General features: G+C 44.9%; 14 protein-coding genes. 10 read left to right on the forward strand and 4 right to left on the reverse strand.

Annotated features, from left to right (window positions below; all coding sequences use genetic code 11):
• The first annotated feature begins 25 nt into the window (after nt 1-25).
• On the forward strand, nt 26-1,105 hold the full coding sequence (locus ABD943_RS09405) for a PQQ-dependent sugar dehydrogenase (protein WP_345292932.1): 1,080 nt from the start codon (nt 26-28) through the stop codon (nt 1,103-1,105).
• Between the two features lie 186 nt (nt 1,106-1,291).
• Nucleotides 1,292-3,586 carry a 5-methyltetrahydropteroyltriglutamate--homocysteine S-methyltransferase gene (gene metE, locus ABD943_RS09410; protein WP_345292933.1) on the forward strand — a complete coding sequence of 765 codons (2,295 nt, stop codon included), beginning with the start codon at nt 1,292-1,294 and terminating at the stop codon, nt 3,584-3,586.
• Between the two features lie 87 nt (nt 3,587-3,673).
• Here metE and ABD943_RS09415 read toward each other — a convergent pair whose 3' ends face one another.
• From ABD943_RS09415 to ttcA, 3 genes are all read right to left on the reverse strand, one after another.
• Nucleotides 3,674-5,773 carry a M13 family metallopeptidase gene (locus ABD943_RS09415; RefSeq protein WP_345292934.1) on the reverse strand — a complete coding sequence of 700 codons (2,100 nt, stop codon included), beginning with the start codon at nt 5,771-5,773 and terminating at the stop codon, nt 3,674-3,676.
• A 202-nt stretch (nt 5,774-5,975) separates the two neighbouring features.
• Nucleotides 5,976-6,434 carry an acyl-CoA thioesterase gene (locus ABD943_RS09420; RefSeq protein WP_345292935.1) on the reverse strand — a complete coding sequence of 153 codons (459 nt, stop codon included), beginning with the start codon at nt 6,432-6,434 and terminating at the stop codon, nt 5,976-5,978.
• A gap of 91 nt (nt 6,435-6,525) precedes the next feature.
• Entirely contained in the window at nt 6,526-7,443 is a 918-nt protein-coding gene (gene ttcA, locus ABD943_RS09425; protein WP_425559474.1) for a tRNA 2-thiocytidine(32) synthetase TtcA, read from the reverse strand.
• 289 nt (nt 7,444-7,732) lie between these two features.
• On the opposite strand from ttcA, the gene ABD943_RS09430 reads away from it, so the two are divergent.
• From ABD943_RS09430 to ABD943_RS09440, 3 genes are all read left to right on the forward strand, one after another.
• A complete protein-coding gene (locus ABD943_RS09430) occupies nt 7,733-9,613 on the forward strand; it encodes a DUF11 domain-containing protein (RefSeq protein ID WP_345292937.1) in 1,881 nt (626 codons plus the stop codon).
• A gap of 13 nt (nt 9,614-9,626) precedes the next feature.
• On the forward strand, nt 9,627-10,022 hold the full coding sequence (locus ABD943_RS09435; protein WP_345292938.1) for a hypothetical protein: 396 nt from the start codon (nt 9,627-9,629) through the stop codon (nt 10,020-10,022).
• Nucleotides 10,023-10,238: 216 nt separating this feature from the next.
• Nucleotides 10,239-11,468, forward strand: a complete 1,230-nt coding sequence (locus ABD943_RS09440) for a nucleoside recognition domain-containing protein (RefSeq protein WP_345292939.1) — start codon at nt 10,239-10,241, stop codon at nt 11,466-11,468.
• Between the two features lie 391 nt (nt 11,469-11,859).
• Here the strand turns inward: ABD943_RS09440 and ABD943_RS09445 are convergent, their stop codons facing one another.
• Nucleotides 11,860-12,456, reverse strand: a complete 597-nt coding sequence (locus ABD943_RS09445; protein WP_345292940.1) for a class I SAM-dependent methyltransferase — start codon at nt 12,454-12,456, stop codon at nt 11,860-11,862.
• Between the two features lie 131 nt (nt 12,457-12,587).
• Here ABD943_RS09445 and rlmM point away from each other — a divergent pair, with 131 nt between their 5' ends.
• The 5 genes from rlmM to ABD943_RS09470 all read left to right on the forward strand — a co-directional run bounded on the left by rlmM (nt 12,588) and on the right by ABD943_RS09470 (nt 18,159).
• Complete coding sequence (gene rlmM, locus ABD943_RS09450; RefSeq protein WP_345292941.1) at nt 12,588-13,664, forward strand: 23S rRNA (cytidine(2498)-2'-O)-methyltransferase RlmM; 1,077 nt, start codon at nt 12,588-12,590, stop codon at nt 13,662-13,664.
• A 16-nt stretch (nt 13,665-13,680) separates the two neighbouring features.
• Nucleotides 13,681-14,508 carry an NADPH-dependent 7-cyano-7-deazaguanine reductase QueF gene (gene queF / locus ABD943_RS09455; RefSeq protein ID WP_345292942.1) on the forward strand — a complete coding sequence of 276 codons (828 nt, stop codon included), beginning with the start codon at nt 13,681-13,683 and terminating at the stop codon, nt 14,506-14,508.
• 276 nt (nt 14,509-14,784) lie between these two features.
• Complete coding sequence (locus tag ABD943_RS09460; protein WP_345292943.1) at nt 14,785-16,305, forward strand: peptide MFS transporter; 1,521 nt, start codon at nt 14,785-14,787, stop codon at nt 16,303-16,305.
• Nucleotides 16,306-16,498: 193 nt separating this feature from the next.
• On the forward strand, nt 16,499-17,137 hold the full coding sequence (locus ABD943_RS09465) for an alpha-ketoglutarate-dependent dioxygenase AlkB family protein (RefSeq protein ID WP_345292944.1): 639 nt from the start codon (nt 16,499-16,501) through the stop codon (nt 17,135-17,137).
• Nucleotides 17,138-17,172: 35 nt separating this feature from the next.
• Nucleotides 17,173-18,159: a YhdH/YhfP family quinone oxidoreductase gene (locus ABD943_RS09470; protein WP_345292945.1), complete on the forward strand. Its 987-nt coding sequence runs from the start codon at nt 17,173-17,175 to the stop codon at nt 18,157-18,159.
• The last annotated feature ends 3 nt before the right edge of the window (nt 18,160-18,162 follow it).

The following is an 18,162-nucleotide window of genomic DNA, read 5'->3' on the forward strand; positions in this document are numbered from 1 at the left end:
TTAAACCTATAACTGGGAAGTTTTTATGTTGAAGATTTTTTATAGTTGCAGCTTAGCTTTATTATCACTCGGTCTACAGGCCGCTGAAGTTCCAGAGAACTTTAGTATTGAACTCTTTGCGCCTGAAGTTGAGGGGGCAAGACAGATGGCCCTATCAGACTCGGGAGTGCTTTACGTCGGTACTCGTAAAGCGGGTAAAGTTTATGCGGTTGAAGACACCGATGGAGATTTTAAAGCTGACAAGGTTTATACCATTATCGAAGACCTATACATGCCAAGTGGTATTGCTTATAAAGATGGCGATTTGTATGTTGCTGAAGTGGATAAAATCTTAAAATTTAACGACATCGATAATCAGTATAAAGATCCAAAAAAGCCGGAAGTGGTGTATGACAACTTGCCCGATGATAGTCATCATGGTTGGAAGTACATCAAGTTTGGCCCAGACGGTAAGTTGTATATCCCTATCGGCGTGCCTTGTAATGTCTGTGATGATGAAGGTTATGGCTTAATCATCCGTATTGACCTTGATGCTGACACCATAGAGCGAGAGGTCGTGGCGACCGGTGTGCGTAATAGTGTTGGCTTTGACTGGCACCCTAAAACCAAAGAGTTGTGGTTTACCGACAATGGACGCGACTGGTTGGGGGACGATGAGCCCGCTTGTGAGTTGAATCATGTCACTGAGCTCGGCGAATTCTTTGGTTTTCCTTATGTTCATGGTGACGACTTCATGGATCCCGCTTTTGGTAAAAAACTGGGCGATCGCATGTTCACCAAGCCCGCTTGGGAGTTCCAAGCGCATGTCGCACCATTAGGTATGATGTACTACACCGGTGATATGTTTCCTGAGAAGTACAAAAATACGATGTTTGTGACCCAGCATGGTTCTTGGAATCGTAGTACAAAGGTTGGTTACAAAGTGGTGCACTTAACTTTAGACGGGCAGAAAGTAGTCTCCCAAACTGATTTCGTCACCGGTTGGCTGGTAGATGGTGAAGTCAAAGGCCGACCTAACGATGTGATTCAGATGCCGGATGGATCATTGCTCATTTCTGATGATGGTTTTGGGAAGATCTACCGAGTGACCTATTCTGAGCAGTGAGCGCTCGGATACATCCTTGTATTGATAATTTGAACGATTTGGAGTGAATTGATTAATAGGGTTGCTTTTATACGATAAATGATGATAATGGCCATTTAGACGTCTAAACATCTTTGTGATGTTTGATACTGATATGAAAAGAGCCTGCGGGCTCTTTTTGTTCTAAATAGAGTTGAGGATGGAAGAATGGCACAATCACATGTATTAGGATTACCCAGAGTTGGTGCAAAAAGAGAGTTGAAATTTGCACTGGAGCAATACTGGCGTAAAGAGATTTCACAGGAACAGTTGCAACAGGTCGCCACAACAGTACGTGAAAATAATTGGCAGTCGGCTCAAGACAAGGGAATCGATTGGTTAACCGTCGGTGACTTTTCATTTTATGATCAGGTCTTAGATACGTCTGTCTTGTTAGGCGTTGTACCTGAGCGTTTTGAAGCAGGCAAAGCCGATAACTTATTGGATAATTACTTCCGCATTGCTCGCGGCTCTGCTCCTGAGGGAAAGCAGGTACAGCCGAGCGAGATGACGAAATGGTTTAATACCAATTATCATTACATTGTTCCAGAGTTTACAGAGGAGCAGAGTTTTTCGCTTAACTTTGATCTTTTGGCTCCGCAAATCGAGCAAGCAAAACAATATTCAGCAAAATTAAAGTTGCAGCTAATTGGGCCAGTCAGTTATTTGTGGTTGGGTAAAGCGCGCGCTAGCAATGAGTTTGATAAGTTAGGCCTGCTACCCAAATTAGTGAAAACTTATCAAGAATTATTGACTCACTTGAAAACGGAAGGTGTTGAGTGGGTACAAATCGAGGAGCCGATATTGGCCCTAGATCTTGATGATAAGTGGTTGAATGCGATTACTCAGGCTTATACTGAGCTTGGTTCAGAGTCAGAAGTAAAATTATTGTTAACCACTTATTTTGGCCATATTGCTGATAAGTTTGATCGCGTAGCGGAGTTGCCTGTTGATGGCTTGCACCTTGACGTGGTTAGCGGAGGGATTGATCAGTTGTCGGAGGTTGTTGATTACTGGCCAAAATCTAAAGTACTCTCGGTTGGTATTGTCAACGGACGTAATGTTTGGCGAAACGACTTACGACAAAGTTTAAAGGCGCTGGGGGCTATTAAGTCGCGTTATGGCGATAACTTATGGCTGTCGTCGTCTTGCTCGTTGCTTCACAGTCCTGTGGATCTCAGAAGTGAGCAGCAACTTGATGCCGAGCTGACGTCCTGGCTGGCATTTGCCGAGCAGAAAGTGCAGGAGATAGCTGATCTGACCGCGGCATTAGTAAAAGGCGAAGAGGCGGTGAGAATTGCGCTGGAAGCGAGTGATGCATCGGTTGCATCGAAAAAAACATCATCACGTGTTCATGATCTGAACGTTCAAGAGCGAACAACCAATATCACGGACATCTTGCGCCAACGTCAATCAGAGTTCTCTCAACGAAAATTGGCACAACGAGCGCACTTCAACTTCCCTGTTCTGGCAACCACAACCATCGGCTCGTTTCCACAAACGGATTCCATTCGACAGGCGCGTCGTGCTTTTAAAGCTGCGGATATCAGTGAACAAGAATACACATTGGCGATACAGAAGGAAATTCAACAAGCGATTCATGAGCAGGAGGCTGTTGGTCTGGATGTGTTGGTTCACGGGGAAGCCGAGCGAAATGACATGGTTGAGTATTTTGGTGAGCAATTAAACGGCTTTGCGTTTACGCAGTTTGGTTGGGTCCAGAGTTACGGTAGTCGCTGTGTGAAACCGCCGATTATTTATGGTGATGTGTCGCGAAAACAAGCGATAACAGTAGAGTGGTCGAAATACGCTCAGTCACTTTCTCATAAAAAAGTGAAAGGAATGTTAACTGGCCCAACAACCATTCTGGCGTGGTCCTTTGAGCGAGAAGATTTACCCGCGCCACAGATCGCGGATCAAATTGCCTTGGCCCTACGTGATGAAGTGTTGGATTTAGAAAAGCACGGTATTGATGTTATTCAGATCGATGAACCTGCGTTCCGTGAATTATTGCCGCTACGAAAGAGTGAACAGCCAGAATATTTAGAGTGGTCGGTGAATGCCTTTAGGTTGTCAGCATCCGGCGTTGCGGACACGACACAAATTCATACCCACATGTGTTATTCGGAATTTAATGAAATCATAGACTCCATTGCACGACTGGATGCGGATGTGATAACGATTGAGTCATCACGCTCGGACATGGAGTTGTTGCAGATTTTTAATGACTTCAAGTATCCGAATGAGATTGGTCCCGGAGTTTATGATATTCACTCACCCCGTATTCCTACTAAAGAAGAAGTCAGTGAACTGATCGAGTTGGCGGCGAAGCATGTTCCTGTGGATCAGTTGTGGGTTAATCCCGATTGTGGATTGAAAACCCGTAATTGGGATCAGGTTAGGCCTGCATTGAAGAATCTAGTTGAAGCTGCGGTTGAGGCGCGCCAGAAATTATCGGCTTAACTTCGGGGAATATTTATTGGCAGAAACAAAAAAAGCCAGAGCGTTTGCTCTGGCTTTTTTACTGTTCTGTTCTAAACGAGGTTAGAACTACCAGATTTTAACGCGTTTTTCAGGCGCTAAGTACATCTCATCCGTCGGTTCTACGTTAAACGCTTCGTAGAATTCAGGCATGTTACGTACGGTACCGTTTGCACGGAATTCGCTTGGCGAATGCGGGTCCGTGTCAATACGCTTACGAAGTTCTTCATCACGGTATTTACGACGCCATACTTGAGCCCAGCCGTAGAAAACACGCTGATCACCAGACATGCCATCAATAACCGGTGCTTTGTCACCGTCTTTAGAGATTTGGTAAGCTTTATAAGCAATCGTTAGACCACCTAAGTCACCAATGTTCTCACCTTGAGTGAATTCACCGTTAACGTGAACACCATCAAGAACCGTAAAGTTATTGTACTGTGCTACGAGTTTATCAGTACGCTTCTCGAACTCTGTTAAGTCTTCCTCAGTCCACCAATTGCGAAGTTTGCCGTCACCGTCGTACTGTGCGCCTGAGTCATCAAACCCGTGGCCCATTTCGTGACCAATAACCGCGCCGATACCGCCGTAGTTCACCGCATCGTCAGCTTCCATGTTAAAGAATGGTGGCTGTAGAATGGCTGCTGGGAAGACGATTTCGTTCATCACAGGATTGTAGTAAGCGTTAACCGTTTGTGGGGTCATGAACCACTCTGTACGATCAATCGGTTGACCAAGCTTTTCACGGTTTTTCTTAACCTGCATTAATGCTGAACGCTTCATGTTGCCATAAAGATCGTCATCTTTAATTACTAAGTCAGAGTAATCTTTCCACTTATCAGGGTAGCCGATTTTTGGCGTGAACTTGCTGAGTTTATCCAACGCTTGCTTTTTCGTGTCTTCACTCATCCACTCAAGTTCTTTAATCCCTTGAGCGTATGCGCGACGTAGGTTTTCAACTAACTCAACCATGCGCTCTTTCGCTTCTGGCTTGAAGTGTTTTTTGACGTAGATTTTGCCAACCACTTCGCCTAACGTACCGTTGATAACGTTAACACCACGCTTCCAACGCGGTTCTTGTTCTTCAACACCACTCAATACGCCTTGATAGAAGCGGAAGTTTTCTTTGTCCATTGCTTCGTTAAGAAAGCTCGCACTATTCGTAATCGCGTGCCACTGGAAATACGTCTTCCAGTCTTCCAGCGGGACTTCCTTAAACATATCATTAAGGGCCGCGAAGTAGTCTGGTTGGCCGATGATTACATTGTCGATATCACCCAACATGGCGTTATCGTGCCAGCGATCCCAGTCGAGGTTAGACAAAGTGTTTTGTAAATCAGCGAAGCTCATTTTGTTGTAACGAGCAACAGGGTTACGCAATTTTTCTTTTGGCCAATGTTTTTGTGCAATCGCCGTTTCTAAGCCCATGACTTTAGCGGCTTTATCTTCGCCACCTTCAACGCCAGCCAGCTCAAACATCTTTGCGATGTGTTCAACATATTGGTCGCGTACTTTCTGGCTCTTCTCATCTTCTTTTAAGTAAGAGTCACGGCTTGGAAGGCCAAGGCCACTTTGATTCATTTGGGTAATATAGTTATCAGGCTCTTTCGCATCGACATAAACGTATGTGCTGAATGGCGACGTTGAAACCATTTGCGCATAAGCGAGGTATTCTGACAAATCCGATAGGTTTTCGATAGAAGCAATACGGTCTAGCTCGGGTTGTATCGGCGTTGTGCCTAATTCTTCAAGTTTGTCCGTATTCATGTAGCTTTCGAACAAGTCACCCACTTGCTGCTCTTCAGTACCGTCAGCAGCTTTTGTTTGTGCCGCTTCTTCAATGATAGCGCGAACGTCTTTTTTAGCTTGCTCGGCTAATTTAGTAAATGAGCCGTAGTTTGATTTATCCGCTGGGATTTCAAACTCTTTTAACCATTTACCATTAACGTGGCGGAACAGATCGTCTTGAGCGCGAACCGAACGATCGATGTACTTAGTCTCGATACCTGACACAAGTTGCTGCTTGGCTTCCTGTTTCTCTGAAGCTGTAACTTTTTGTTCGCTAGCCTGTACTTCAGTCTTAGTGGCAGCTGTTTCTTTCTGAGGTTGTTCAGAATTACACGCCGCTAAAACGGCTAAGCATACTGAGCTTATAACCAGTTTTTTCATAGTGACACCTGTTTTATTTGTGAAGTTAGAATTTTGTTAGCACAACATACTACCAGAATTGTAGGGCAGTGGAAGTGCTGCAAGTCTGCTAATCGTTACAGAATATGTCTAGAGAGTCTTTTTAGTAAGGCTATGTGGAGGGACGGTCTGGGGAGAAGTGGCGATCCCCGCAGCAGCGGGAATCTGGATTATAAGGGCGTGACTATTTCAGTTCAGGTTGTAGCTTTAGGATTTTTTCCAACATGTCACCTTCGACCGCTACTTTTTGGTTACTGCGATAATCGATCATCACGATTTTGCAGTGTCCTAACGTGGTCACCGTCTGTTGCTTTTCGCTAAAAGCTTGATACTCCATGACAAAACCGAACTCATTCAACTCACTAATCTTAGTGCCGATGTGTAAGGTGTCTGGATAAACCACTGGGCGACGGTAGCGGCAATAGATATCGCCAAGAATTGGGCCAACCGGTGAGGTTTTGATGTTGGCTTCCATCTTCATCGTTTCCATATAGGCAATACGGGCGCTCTCAAAGTAACGGATATAGCTAACATTGTTGACGTGCTGAAAAGCGTCCATTTCTCCCCATGCTACGCGAATAGGAAGTACAACAGGAAAGTCTTGGGTAAATTGTTCAAGGGTGTCAGCTGAATGTGCTTTCATAATCATTGTTAAGATGGTTGTTTAACTCATCCGACCATCTTAACAAGGATTAGAACTGAGGCGAATAGATTTCTTCAATCAAACTCAGTTGCTAGCCGATGTTTACAAATTGGATTGGCTGCTCTTGTGTCTCTGCGTCATCATCATTGTCGTCAATCGGCAGACTTGAGAAATCAGGCGCGTCGAACAAGGTATCGCCACCCGATTTTTGGCTAAGGACGTCTTGTGTCAGGCCTTGAAAATCATACAGCTCGGTATCAGCCAAGTGTGAGGGAGCTACGTTGCTCATGGCTTTGAAAATAGTTTCGATCCGGCCAGGGTATTTACGATCCCAGTCTTGTAGCATCATTTTGATATTTTGGCGCTGTAAATTTTCCTGTGAGCCACAAAGGTTGCACGGAATGATTGGGAACTGCTTTTCCTGCGCGAATTTGGCGATATCCTTTTCCTTACAGTAAGCAAGGGGGCGTATAACGATATGTTTACCGTCGTCGCTTTTTAGCTTTGGTGGCATGGATTTCATCGAGCCACCAAAGAACATGTTGAGAAATAGCGTCTCAATCATGTCATCGCGATGATGGCCCAGGGCAATTTTGGTAATGCCGTTACGCTCTGCCCAGCCATAAATCACGCCGCGTCGTAGCCTTGAACAAAGGCCGCAGGTGGTTTTGCCTTCTGGAATCACTCGTTTGACAACGCTATAGGTGTCTTCCTCAATGATTTCATAAGGAATATCGAGTGTCGATAAATAGTTCGGTAATACTTCCTCAGGGAATCCGGGTTGCTTTTGATCGAGGTTAACAGCGATCAAGTCGAACTTTACTGGAGCGCTCTTTTGTAGATTCATTAAGATATCAAGCAGAGTGTAAGAGTCCTTACCGCCGGATAAACAAACCATGATTTTGTCGCCTTCCTCAATCATAGAAAAGTCCATGATGGCTTTTCCAACATTGCGACGAAGGCGTTTTTGGAGCTTATTAAACTCTAGTTTTGAGCGTCGTTCGGTCATTTTTAGAAGTAGCATTACAAGCAGTTCTTAACAAGGACGTGAATTATAGCTAAAAAAGTGGGCTGAGACTAAGGAAAACCGTACCAAAATCTACATCAAATGCCTTAGGAGCTCTGTGAAATGCAGCCTTTTTCACCAAACTTTGATGCCTTATAATGTTAAATTATAATAAATTATTGTGGCAGACTGTCGCAAAAGGCCGGTGTGTGGTATTTATAGCCACTGTGAAGGTTTACTCGACTGGGTATGAAAGATATCTGTGAATATTTGGGGTGGTTATTAGTAAGTTATGAAAAGCTTAAAATGTAAGTTAACAGCAGTCATGGTTGCAATCGGAGGGTTTTTGGCATCAGGTGCCAAAGCTGCGACGGTTGAATTTCAGGTGGATTGGCCGCAATGGTCACAAGAAAACCGTATTGAGTTTTATAATACTGCAGTGGATGCTGTTGATCGCGATAACGATGGTAATACTACTGAAATCATTAATAGTAACTTGGTGACCACGCGCTATGGCGGGGAAAATGCCATGTGTGTGCCTGGCTTTTGCTCTAATGCGGCGACCGCTAACACTCCTTTTACTCAAACATATACTTTTAATAATGTTCCTGCGGGTAACTACAGCATTGTCATGTATGACAGCTTTGGTGATGGTTGGGACGGCGGTGGTGATGTAACCGTTTTTATCAATGGTGTGAATATTGGTAGTGCTTCGGTTCCAACTACAGGTACATCAACATCAGTTGCGACAGCGACTTTTGCTGTAAGTGATACGGCTACTGGAACCACCACTCAGACGTGTTCTAACACCAGCTTAACCAGTGCTTGGTCGAATTTAGCTTCAAGTCCCCAAGCCACCTCTGGCTCGATTCCTGTGGCAATCACGACCTCGACGACCTCTCCAGCATCATGGGTATTTAGCGCTGACACCATGAATACGATTAATGCCTGGAGCTCAACAGCGGTTCAAGGGCGTCAATCCTTAGGAACATTATTTGAGTGGGACCCAACGCCCGGAGCCAACGGTTTTGAGCCTGTTTATCAGGCCGTTAATACCGATGGTGCGGTTAATGATAATGATCCCGGTGGTCTTGGTACCCTGCAAATCAGTTTTGGTGGCAGAACCGTAAATAATGCGATTGTTCACCTAGATCGTGTGGGTGGTGTCGGTGGAGGCGTTGCTAACTCTGCTCGTTGGTCGACCAATACAGCTGGTGTCACTTTAGGCCGTTTAGCTGGGGTAGGGCACTTTCGAACCTTTACTAACAACACCTTGTTTAGAACCATGCTTGTGCAGTCAGCAAACACAGAGTCATCCACAAACGGAGCAAACGGAACCGCCGCGGGCTCTGTTGTCTACCGAGGTCAATATTCTTCTTTGAGTCTTGGCCTAGACGGTATAGGGCTGGAAGGAGCTGGTGGTGACGGCATGGAGATGGTGGTTTGTGTTCCGCAGTCGGATTTATCGTTAACTCAAACGGTTAGCAACAACGCTCCTAATGTCGGCGAAAATATCACTTTTACATTAACCCTGGTCAACAACGGTCCAGACGGCGCTAACAATATTCAGGTGAGGGATATTTTGCCGGCCGAGTTAGATTTTGTATCTTCAACGGCAAGTCAAGGCAGTTACAGCTCGGCGTCGGGTGTTTGGACCGTGGGTACGGTTGCTAACGGTAACTCTGTGACGTTGAACATCGTCGCTAGCCCCAATACTGCCACAGTCATCACTAACCAGGCTGAAATTATTAATGCTGATCGTGTCGATCCAGACTCTGAGTTTAGAAGTGGCTTTGCGACGGATGATTTGTCTGACGGTATTGCGGATGACGATGAGTCTTCTGTTGACGTGAGTGCGGGCGTGGTCGACATTGCGGTCAGCAAAACATCGGTCAATGACTTTGTGCCGGGCGGAACCGATACTTATACCATAGTGGTCAGCAACTCTGGGCCAAGTGAAGCAAACGGTGTTGCCATTTCAGATAACTTACCGTCGGGTGTGACCTTAAGTGGTAGCTGGAGCTGCGTATCTTCTGGTGGGGCCTCGTGTAGTGCTGCGTCAGGTGGTGCAGCTGGCGGTACTAGCGTCAGTTTAACTGCTGATATCCCCGCTGGCGGCCAAGTTACTGTGACGATGCCAGTCAACTACAGCGATAACCCATCAGATTTCTAAGTTAGGTTTTATTATGAAAAAAGCAGTGTATTTAATTGTTATCAGTCTGTTTGTGATGCCCTTGTTTGGAGCTCAGTTGCAAATGGTTCAGCCGGAAGCGACTGCGACAAACGTTATTATCATAAAAAGCTCTAACACCGTTGGTGCTGGGGATATCTTAAAAGCGAAAAATCGTGTGCAGAAGCTGTTGGGTGTTAAGTTAAGCATTGATTCAAAGTTTAACTATAAAAACAGAAAACGCTATGTTGCTGATAGAGATATTACGCCGCAAGAACAAGAAAGGTTGATGGCTGAGCTAGAGGCCGGAGCCAACGTAGGTGTGTTTTTTGCTGCAAAAGATGTGTCGAAGCGGTTTGAGATGAAAAACAGTAAGAGTAAAAAATCGCGCTCATCTCAAGTATCGAAGTAGTCCGGCAAGCCATATTTAAAACAGGATATAGAAAGAGCACTTAGAGTCATCGAGGTGCTTTTTTTATGGCTAGCTGATGAGCCTCTGCCTTAGTACTAATGCTACTAGGGTTTAGCGTTTGCTCTGTCTGCCCAGTTTAGCCGTATTTTAAAACAAAATTTACACTACCAATGATTTTGGGTAAGTTTGACTCAGGAATAACAACATAAGCTACCTATGCTGAATATCATCTGGCTATTTTTCTTTGTCATTGCTTTTGCGTTAGCGCTCTTTGATTGGGTTTTTGGGGGCAATCAAGCGGCTTTCCCTGAGCTGGTTAAATCACTGTTTGATATGGCAAAGCTCAGCGTGACGATCGCCATTGGCTTGATCGGAGTCTTGGCCTTTTGGTTGGGATTGCTAAAAATTGCCGAACAAAGTGGGTTAGTCAGTAAGCTCGCCAAATTATTAGCGCCGCTGTTTCGAAAGTTGATGCCCGAAGTCCCCGATGGTCATCCAGCACTGGGCAGTATTAGCATGAATATGGCCGCCAATATGTTAGGTCTTGATAACGCTGCTACGCCAATGGGTATTCGAGCTATGGAGCAGTTACAGGAGTTAAATCCGGTTAAAAATACCGCTTCAAACGCACAAATTTTATTTCTGGTGTTAAACACCTCAGCCGTGACGATTATCCCCATTACTATTATGCTGTATCGAGCCCAATTAGGTGCGTCCGATCCGGCTGCTATTTTCTTACCCATCTTATTGGCTACCAGCGCTTCAACCTTCGTTGGGTTATTGGCTGTGTCGATGGTTCAACGTCTCTCCATCTTTAATCGTGTTATCGGCCTCTATTTTTTGGTGTTCGCTGGCATTATCGGGAGTTTGGTGTGGGCTTTAATGGCTCTACCGCCAGATGAAATGTCAGCGATGAGTTCAGCCTTAGGTAACTTTTTGCTGATGGCGGCAATCGTATTGATTTTACTTCATGGCTGGAGAGCCAAGGTCGCTGTTTACGAAGAGTTTGTAGAAGGGGCTAAAGAGGGCTTCAAAGTAGCGGTCACTATTATTCCATACCTTGTTGCCATGTTGACTGCGATTGGCGCACTACGCGCATCAGGGGCGCTTGATGCGTTTGCTAAAGGGTTGAGCTGGCTCTTTGGTTCGCTGGGTCTGGATACTCAGTTCGTTGAAGCCATTCCGACAGCATTGATGAAGCCTTTTAGCGGCAGTGGAGCACGAGCAATGATGTTAGAAACCATGGAGTCGCAAGGCGTGGATTCTCTCGCCGGTTACATGGTTTCAACGATACAAGGGAGTACGGAAACCACATTCTACGTCTTAACTGTCTACTTTGGTGCTGTTGGCATTAAACGAATACGTCACGCCTTGTCCTGTGGATTGCTTGCGGATTTGGCTGGAATTATTGCAGCGATCAGTCTCAGCTATTGGTTTTTCTCGTAACATAAACCCTTAGCAGTAAGTAAACGCTTACCTGTGAAAAAACTACAAAAATGACTTGATTTTTTGACAGATTGTATTCGGTAACATGACACTGAGACCGTAAGAAATCCACAATTGTCAAAGAAGCCTTATTTTATAAGGGGTTGAGCCGCTACGATGAATAAATAGAGCTATCCTAGACTATGAACAAGGTACTAACCTTTTGATATATATAGGAAAAGCATGAGGTTGTACAAAAAATGAACGATTTGTTAAGGTGCACCTTATTTTATGGGCTATGAGCATGTTTCGGCAATTTTTCCCCAAAGTTATCCACAGGAAATGTGTAAACTTTTTGACGATAAGATGACAATATGACGGCTGTACAGAAAATAGACTTTCTTTATGACAGTTAGCCTTCTTTTGTCGCACTAGCGACGGTATAAGCCGGCCCTTGTTTATGCTTTTTATAATTGCCAAAGACTTCCTTAAAAGCGCGTTTCATAAAATCACGAAGGCCAGTAATGGTGACCACATACAAACGACCGCCAGGGGCTAGACGTTGATAGGCGTCGTTAAGGAAAATATAGAGCAGCTCATTACCGACCTTGGCTGGAATGTTCGAAACGATGACATTGAACTCTTTTTCAGGGACATCGCTAAAGCCATTGCTTAGTCGAGCGCTGGCATGAGGAGTATTGTTCTTTTTGGCATTTTTGTTGGCGTAGTTGACCGCAACAAAGTCTTTATCGACCATGATGACTTCGCCTTGCGGAGCCATCTTTGCCATGGTCAACCCAAGCACCCCGTAACCACAACCTAAGTCGAGGCACTTATCATCCGGCTCAACTTCTAAATATTTGAGAAGCATGATTGACCCATCGTCGATCGCACGAGGTGAGAAAATTCCCCACGTGGTGGCAAAAGACATCGGATAACCGGTCACTGTATCTTCGATGGAGAGATCTTTTTTGAGTTCCGCGATTTGCGATTTGGTGTAATGAGCCATATTTGCTGGGTAACTGAGCTAAATTCATGGAAAGTGGCGCTATTTTAGCACTAGCGCCTTTAAAACCCTAATCAAAGCTGGCGTCACTATGTTAGAATTTGCGCAACTTATATTCTTAATCGTGTCTATCTATGCAACAAGCTCCATTTATCTTTTTCTGCCGACCGGGCTTTGAGTCTGACTGTGCAGCAGAAGTACAGGCCATCGCGACAGCTCATAACTTTGCGGGGTACGCTAACGCACAGCCAGATACAGGGTATGTTCGTTTTCATATGTTCGATGAATCGAGTGCCGAACAATTTTTTGAGCTACTGGATTTGGATGACATTATTTTTGCCCGGCAATGGTTTTGGGCGAAGGCTGAACTTGAACAGTTACCGCTGGACGATCGCATTTCACCCATCCAAGAGGTGTGTGCTGAAGTCGCTATGGCAAAAACACTGTTGGTGGAACATTTAGACGATGATGATGGCCGTGAGCTGTCGAAGTTTTGTAAGAAGTTTTCGACGCCATTGACTATTGCTATGGAAAAGCAAGGCTTGATCCATGAGGACAGCGACTTTAGGTTGCATATACTTTTCCTGGCTACCGACCACTGCATCATTGGCTATTCGCCTATCGAGTGTTCGAGTCCACACAAGGGCGGCATTCTCCGCTTAAAAGCCCCTAAAAATGCACCAAGCCGTTCGACCTTAAAGTTGGATGAAGCAATTCAAGTGCTGATTTCTCGTAAGCAGCAAAAAGATGCTTTCCGTCTAGGTAATACTGGAGTTGACTTAGGCGCTGCGCCAGGGGGCTGGACCTATCAGTTGGTGGAGCGTGGGCTCCAAGTCTCAGCGATCGATAACGGCCCTATGGACAAAAAGCTGATGGCGACAGAGCACGTCGAGCATTTCAAGGAAAACGCCTTCACATGGCTGCCGGAAAAGCCAGTCAACGTATTGGTTTGCGATATGGTGGAGAAGCCTTCATTGGTGGCAGACTTGATGGCTCAGTGGCTTGAAGGCGGCCACACGCAGCACGCGGTGTTTAACTTAAAGTTACCGATGAAGAAGCGCTTTCAAGAAGTCGCAGACTGTATTGGTTTAATTTGTGATCGTTTAGACGATGCTGGGCTGGCTTACTTCTGGCAGGCAAAACACCTCTATCATGATCGCGAAGAAGTCACCGTCTATTTCAGGTTAAAGGCCAGAGTCGCGCCGAATTAGGGCTGAGGAACTTACAATGAACCATAATGATATTCCTTTAGGCAAAGACGTCAGCTACCCCGATCAGTACGACTCCAGCTTGCTCTTTCCGGTACCACGACAATTAAAGCGTGACGAGCTAGGCCTTACCCAAGCGCTACCGTTCCAGGGCAGTGACTTCTGGAATGCCTACGAGCTGTCTTGGTTAAATAGTCAGGGAAAACCTCAAGTGGCGCTAGGCGTTTTTGAGTTTGCTCACGATACGACCAATATCGTTGAGTCTAAATCCTTTAAGCTGTACCTCAACTCTTATAACCAAACACGTTTTGAGAGCTGGGAGCAGGTGCAATCAAGATTGACTGAGGATTTAGCCGAGGCTGCTGATGGAGTGGTTAGAGTTCAGTTGTATCATCCTGATGAGTATGACCTTGAATACCCTGTGACGCGGTTCGAAGGGCAGCTACTGGATGATTTGGATATTGATATTGAACAATACTCCTATCAGCCTGAATTACTGCAACTTGACCCCAGTCATGAAGTGGTTGAGGAAAGTCTTTATAGTCATTTACTGAAAAGTAACTGCCTGATTACGAACCAACCTGACTGGGCAAGTGTCTTCATCGAATATCAAGGCAAAGCCATCGATCACGAGTCGTTACTGAAGTACCTGATTTCATTCCGAACCCACAATGAGTTTCACGAGCAATGCGTCGAACGCATTTTTAGCGACATCATGCGGATCTGCCAACCTCATATACTCACCGTTTACGCTCGTTACACACGACGTGGCGGATTGGATATCAATCCTTTCAGAACGAATAGTGCTGGACATAAAGCTCGAAACATCAGATTAAGCCGCCAATAAATTTAGACTCGCGTTTGCAAAGAAATCTTCAGTTATGCTCAATATTGAGCTAGAAAAAGGACTGGACGAATCAAAGTCATTATATAACAATGTGGTGTCTTATTTTGGGCCAAATGTGTTACTAAAATATAAATTATTAAGATAATCAGCAGCTTATCAGGTTATTATTTCGACAAAAGATCGAAAGTCACAGTCGGGTAAGCGCAATAAATCACTAGGATCTATCACTCTACTTCAGGGTAAGTATAAGATTTTGAGTAATTAAAGGGTATATCAATGACAGATCAAACAAAAGACAAGTCCTTTTTTGGACATCCTAAGGGGCTTCAGACCTTATTTATGACCGAAATGTGGGAACGCATGAGTTATTACGGCATGCGCGGTATTTTGGTTTTATTTATGACGGCTTTGTTGCAAGAAGGTGGCTTAGGGCTGACAACGATTACTGCAACGGCTATTTATGGCTTGTATACCAGTTCGGTATATTTCATGGGGCTACCTGGTGGCTGGATTGCGGATCGATTGATCGGCGGTAAAAAAGCCATTTGGTACGGCGGTATCGTCATTATGTGTGTTCACATAGTGCTCGCGATTCCCAATGAAAGCTCATTTTTTGTAGGCTTGATTTTAGTCGCTTTAGGTACAGGTCTGTTAAAGCCTAATATTACTGCGGTTGTTGGCCAACTCTATGGCAGTGAAGATGAGCGTCGTGATGCGGGTTACGCGATTTACTATATGGGTATCAACATCGGCTCATTAATCGGTTACTTTGTGTGCGGATACTTGATGGAAAGCGCAGGCTGGCACTATGCATTCGGTGCTGCTGCCGTAGGTATGGGATTAGGCTTAATTCAATTCTATATCACTCATAGAAGCTTACCAGAGGTTAGTGACAAACCATCGGTTGCCATCTCAGACAGTGCTCGTAAGAAAAGCTGGTCAATCATTGGTATGTTCTTAGTGGCTTTAGCGGTTGTTACGGCCTTAACCTTAGCCGGTACCATTTCGATCGACGCAGTAAGCCTAGCTGAGAAAACAGCTATCACTCTCAGCGCCTTGTTTATTATTTATTTTGCATTTATTTATTTCTTCGGAAACTTAGACGCAACTGAAAAGAAGGGAATGTGGGCATTGTTGCTCATCTGTATTGCTTCTGCATGTTTCTGGTCAGGTTTTGAGCAAGCGGGTTCATCTTTAAACCTATTTGCTAGAGATTACACGGATAGATTCATCAGCACTTTTGAGATCCCAACGGCTTGGTTCCAAAGTGTGAACTCTTTCTTCATCATCGTACTTACGCCATTCTTTGCTGCTTTTTGGGTAAAGCTAGGTAAGCGCATGGTAACGCCAGGCTACGGTCTTAAAACTGCTTTTGGTTTGATTATCATGGGTAGTGGTTTCATCGTTATGGTCTTTGCTGCGCACATTGCAGCTGGCGGCGGTAAATCTGCAGCATTCTTTTTAATCCTGACTTACTTCTTACATACGGTGGGTGAGCTTTGCTTAAGCCCTATCGCGTTAAGTGCTGTCAGTAAATTATCACCACGTCGCTACATGGGTCAGATGATGGGTCTATTCATCTTTACCTACTCTATCGGTAGTATTATTGCTGGCTTACTGGCTGGCGGCTTCGATCCTGACAATGTGTCAGAAATGCCTAGCTTGTTCCAGTTCATTGCGACCTTCAGCATCGGTGTTGGTGCCATTGTTCTACTTATTGGTATGTTTAGTAGAAAGTGGGAGCAAGAAGTTGTTGAAAGAAAAGAAGTGCTAGAAGAAGTACGAGATGAGAAGTAATTAACTACTGATTGTCTGTTACTTTTAACAGCACTGACAAAGGCCAGCCATGAAAATGGGTGGCCTTTTTTATGCTCATAATAATGTCAATTCAAGAATGTCAATTTAACCCACAAAGCGGTGCCATATCTGATACTCTATGTCTAGTCATTACTTTCCCGCTAGGGATTAACCCTATACGTATAAGATTGATATGCAGCAGTTTGGTTTAGGCTTCGGCCAAGAGATTGAGACTTTAGCATTGGGCGCTCATCAGTCTGATGAACAGTCTAATGACGCGGTACAATTTCAGCCTAACTTTATTGAAGACGATGACGCTATTGCTGTCTTTAAGGCACTATCGCAACAGATTGAGTGGCGACAAGAGTCGCTGTGGATTGCGGGAAAAGAGCGACAAGTTCCTCGGTTAGTGGCTTGGTATGGTGATACGGAAGCTGAGTATCGTTATTCAGGCAAACTGCATACCCCGATACCGTGGATTAGGCCATTAGCAATGTTAAAAGAACGTATTGAGGCCGAAGTTGGCAGTGACTTTAATAGCGTCCTGTGCAATCTATATCGTGACGGAAAGGACAGTATGGGGTGGCATGCGGATGACGAAAAAGAGTTGGGAAAGGATCCTGTCATAGCGTCCTTAAGTTTGGGTCAGGAGCGCTCTTTTCACCTAAAGCATAAAACAGTGCCAAAATTGAAGCACAAAATGACGCTCACTTCTGGTAGTCTATTGGTCATGAAAGGAACCACTCAGCAAAATTGGTTGCATCAGGTTCCAAAAGAAACCCATATTACACAGCCCAGAATCAACCTAACATTTAGAAAAATTATGACTTGAATGTCGGTCTGGGCCTATAAACATAAGGAGTCCCTGTGTCTTTCTTAGCCTGCCGTGTCTTTAAAGATCCTGATATTCGCCATGAGTTGGTTCAGATGGAAACTGATGAGCTGACTGAGGCGAATACTCTAATAAAAGTCGACTATTCGAGCATCAACTACAAAGATGCGTTAGCTGCCAGTGGCCGCGGCGCTATTATGAAGTCTTTCCCATTAAATGCTGGAGTTGACCTGTCTGGAACCGTAGTTGAATCCACTGACGCGGCGCTCACCGCTGGCGATAAGGTTGTCGTCAATGGCTGTGGCTTAGGCGAGAGTTTTGATGGCGGCTTAGCTGAATACGCGCGTGTCGATAGTCAGTTTGTGATGAAGCAACCTCAAGGTTACTCTGGTCGAGAGTCTATGATTATTGGAACGGCTGGTTTCACTGCTGCCTTGGCGATTCACCGCATGGAGAACAATGGGCAAACACCGGATAAAGGTCCAATTGTAGTGACAGGGGCCAGCGGTGGTGTGGGCAGTTTTGCCATTAACTTGTTAAGTAAAAAAGGTTATGAAACTGTCGCTGTGACAAGTCAGGCGTCCATGCACGATTATTTACAAGATTTGGGCGCGACGGAGGTTAAAACCCTAAGCGAACTGGAGCTGAGCGATAAACCGCTGGCGAAGGCTGCTTATGGCGGCTTGATTGACAACATAGGCGGTGAAACTTTAAGTCGGCTCATGGCCAGTATCGATTTATGGGGCAACATCGCTTGTATCGGCTTGGCGCAAAGCCCAAAGTTACAAGCGACCGTTATTCCACTGATTTTAAGAGGGGTCAGCTTGTTAGGTGTTAGTTCTACCAACTGTCCTATGGGTTTGCGTTCGGAGCTGTGGAACCAATTTGGACAAGACATGCCACTACCCGACTTTGACAAGATTTTAAGTCAGGAAATTGCGCTTAAAGATGTCTCACCTTATTTCGACGAATTAATTGATAATAAGCATCGTGGTCGTTTGATTGTGAACTGTCAGTCGTAAGGA

It is taken from the genome of Kangiella marina (assembly GCF_039541235.1).
Taxonomy (GTDB): domain Bacteria; phylum Pseudomonadota; class Gammaproteobacteria; order Enterobacterales; family Kangiellaceae; genus Kangiella; species Kangiella marina.

Bases quoted from the DNA above. Each gene is read 5' to 3' on its own strand.
- ABD943_RS09405 (WP_345292932.1), top strand. From the start codon at position 26: ATGTTGAAGATTTTTTATAGTTGCAGCTTAGCTTTATTATCACTCGGT.
- metE (WP_345292933.1), top strand. From the start codon at position 1,292: ATGGCACAATCACATGTATTAGGATTACCCAGAGTTGGTGCAAAAAGA.
- ABD943_RS09415 (WP_345292934.1), bottom strand. From the start codon at position 5,773: ATGAAAAAACTGGTTATAAGCTCAGTATGCTTAGCCGTTTTAGCGGCG.
- ABD943_RS09420 (WP_345292935.1), bottom strand. From the start codon at position 6,434: ATGAAAGCACATTCAGCTGACACCCTTGAACAATTTACCCAAGACTTT.
- ttcA (WP_425559474.1), bottom strand. From the start codon at position 7,443: ATGACCGAACGACGCTCAAAACTAGAGTTTAATAAGCTCCAAAAACGC.
- ABD943_RS09430 (WP_345292937.1), top strand. From the start codon at position 7,733: ATGAAAAGCTTAAAATGTAAGTTAACAGCAGTCATGGTTGCAATCGGA.
- ABD943_RS09435 (WP_345292938.1), top strand. From the start codon at position 9,627: ATGAAAAAAGCAGTGTATTTAATTGTTATCAGTCTGTTTGTGATGCCC.
- ABD943_RS09440 (WP_345292939.1), top strand. From the start codon at position 10,239: ATGCTGAATATCATCTGGCTATTTTTCTTTGTCATTGCTTTTGCGTTA.
- ABD943_RS09445 (WP_345292940.1), bottom strand. From the start codon at position 12,456: ATGGCTCATTACACCAAATCGCAAATCGCGGAACTCAAAAAAGATCTC.
- rlmM (WP_345292941.1), top strand. From the start codon at position 12,588: ATGCAACAAGCTCCATTTATCTTTTTCTGCCGACCGGGCTTTGAGTCT.
- queF (WP_345292942.1), top strand. From the start codon at position 13,681: ATGAACCATAATGATATTCCTTTAGGCAAAGACGTCAGCTACCCCGAT.
- ABD943_RS09460 (WP_345292943.1), top strand. From the start codon at position 14,785: ATGACAGATCAAACAAAAGACAAGTCCTTTTTTGGACATCCTAAGGGG.
- ABD943_RS09465 (WP_345292944.1), top strand. From the start codon at position 16,499: ATGCAGCAGTTTGGTTTAGGCTTCGGCCAAGAGATTGAGACTTTAGCA.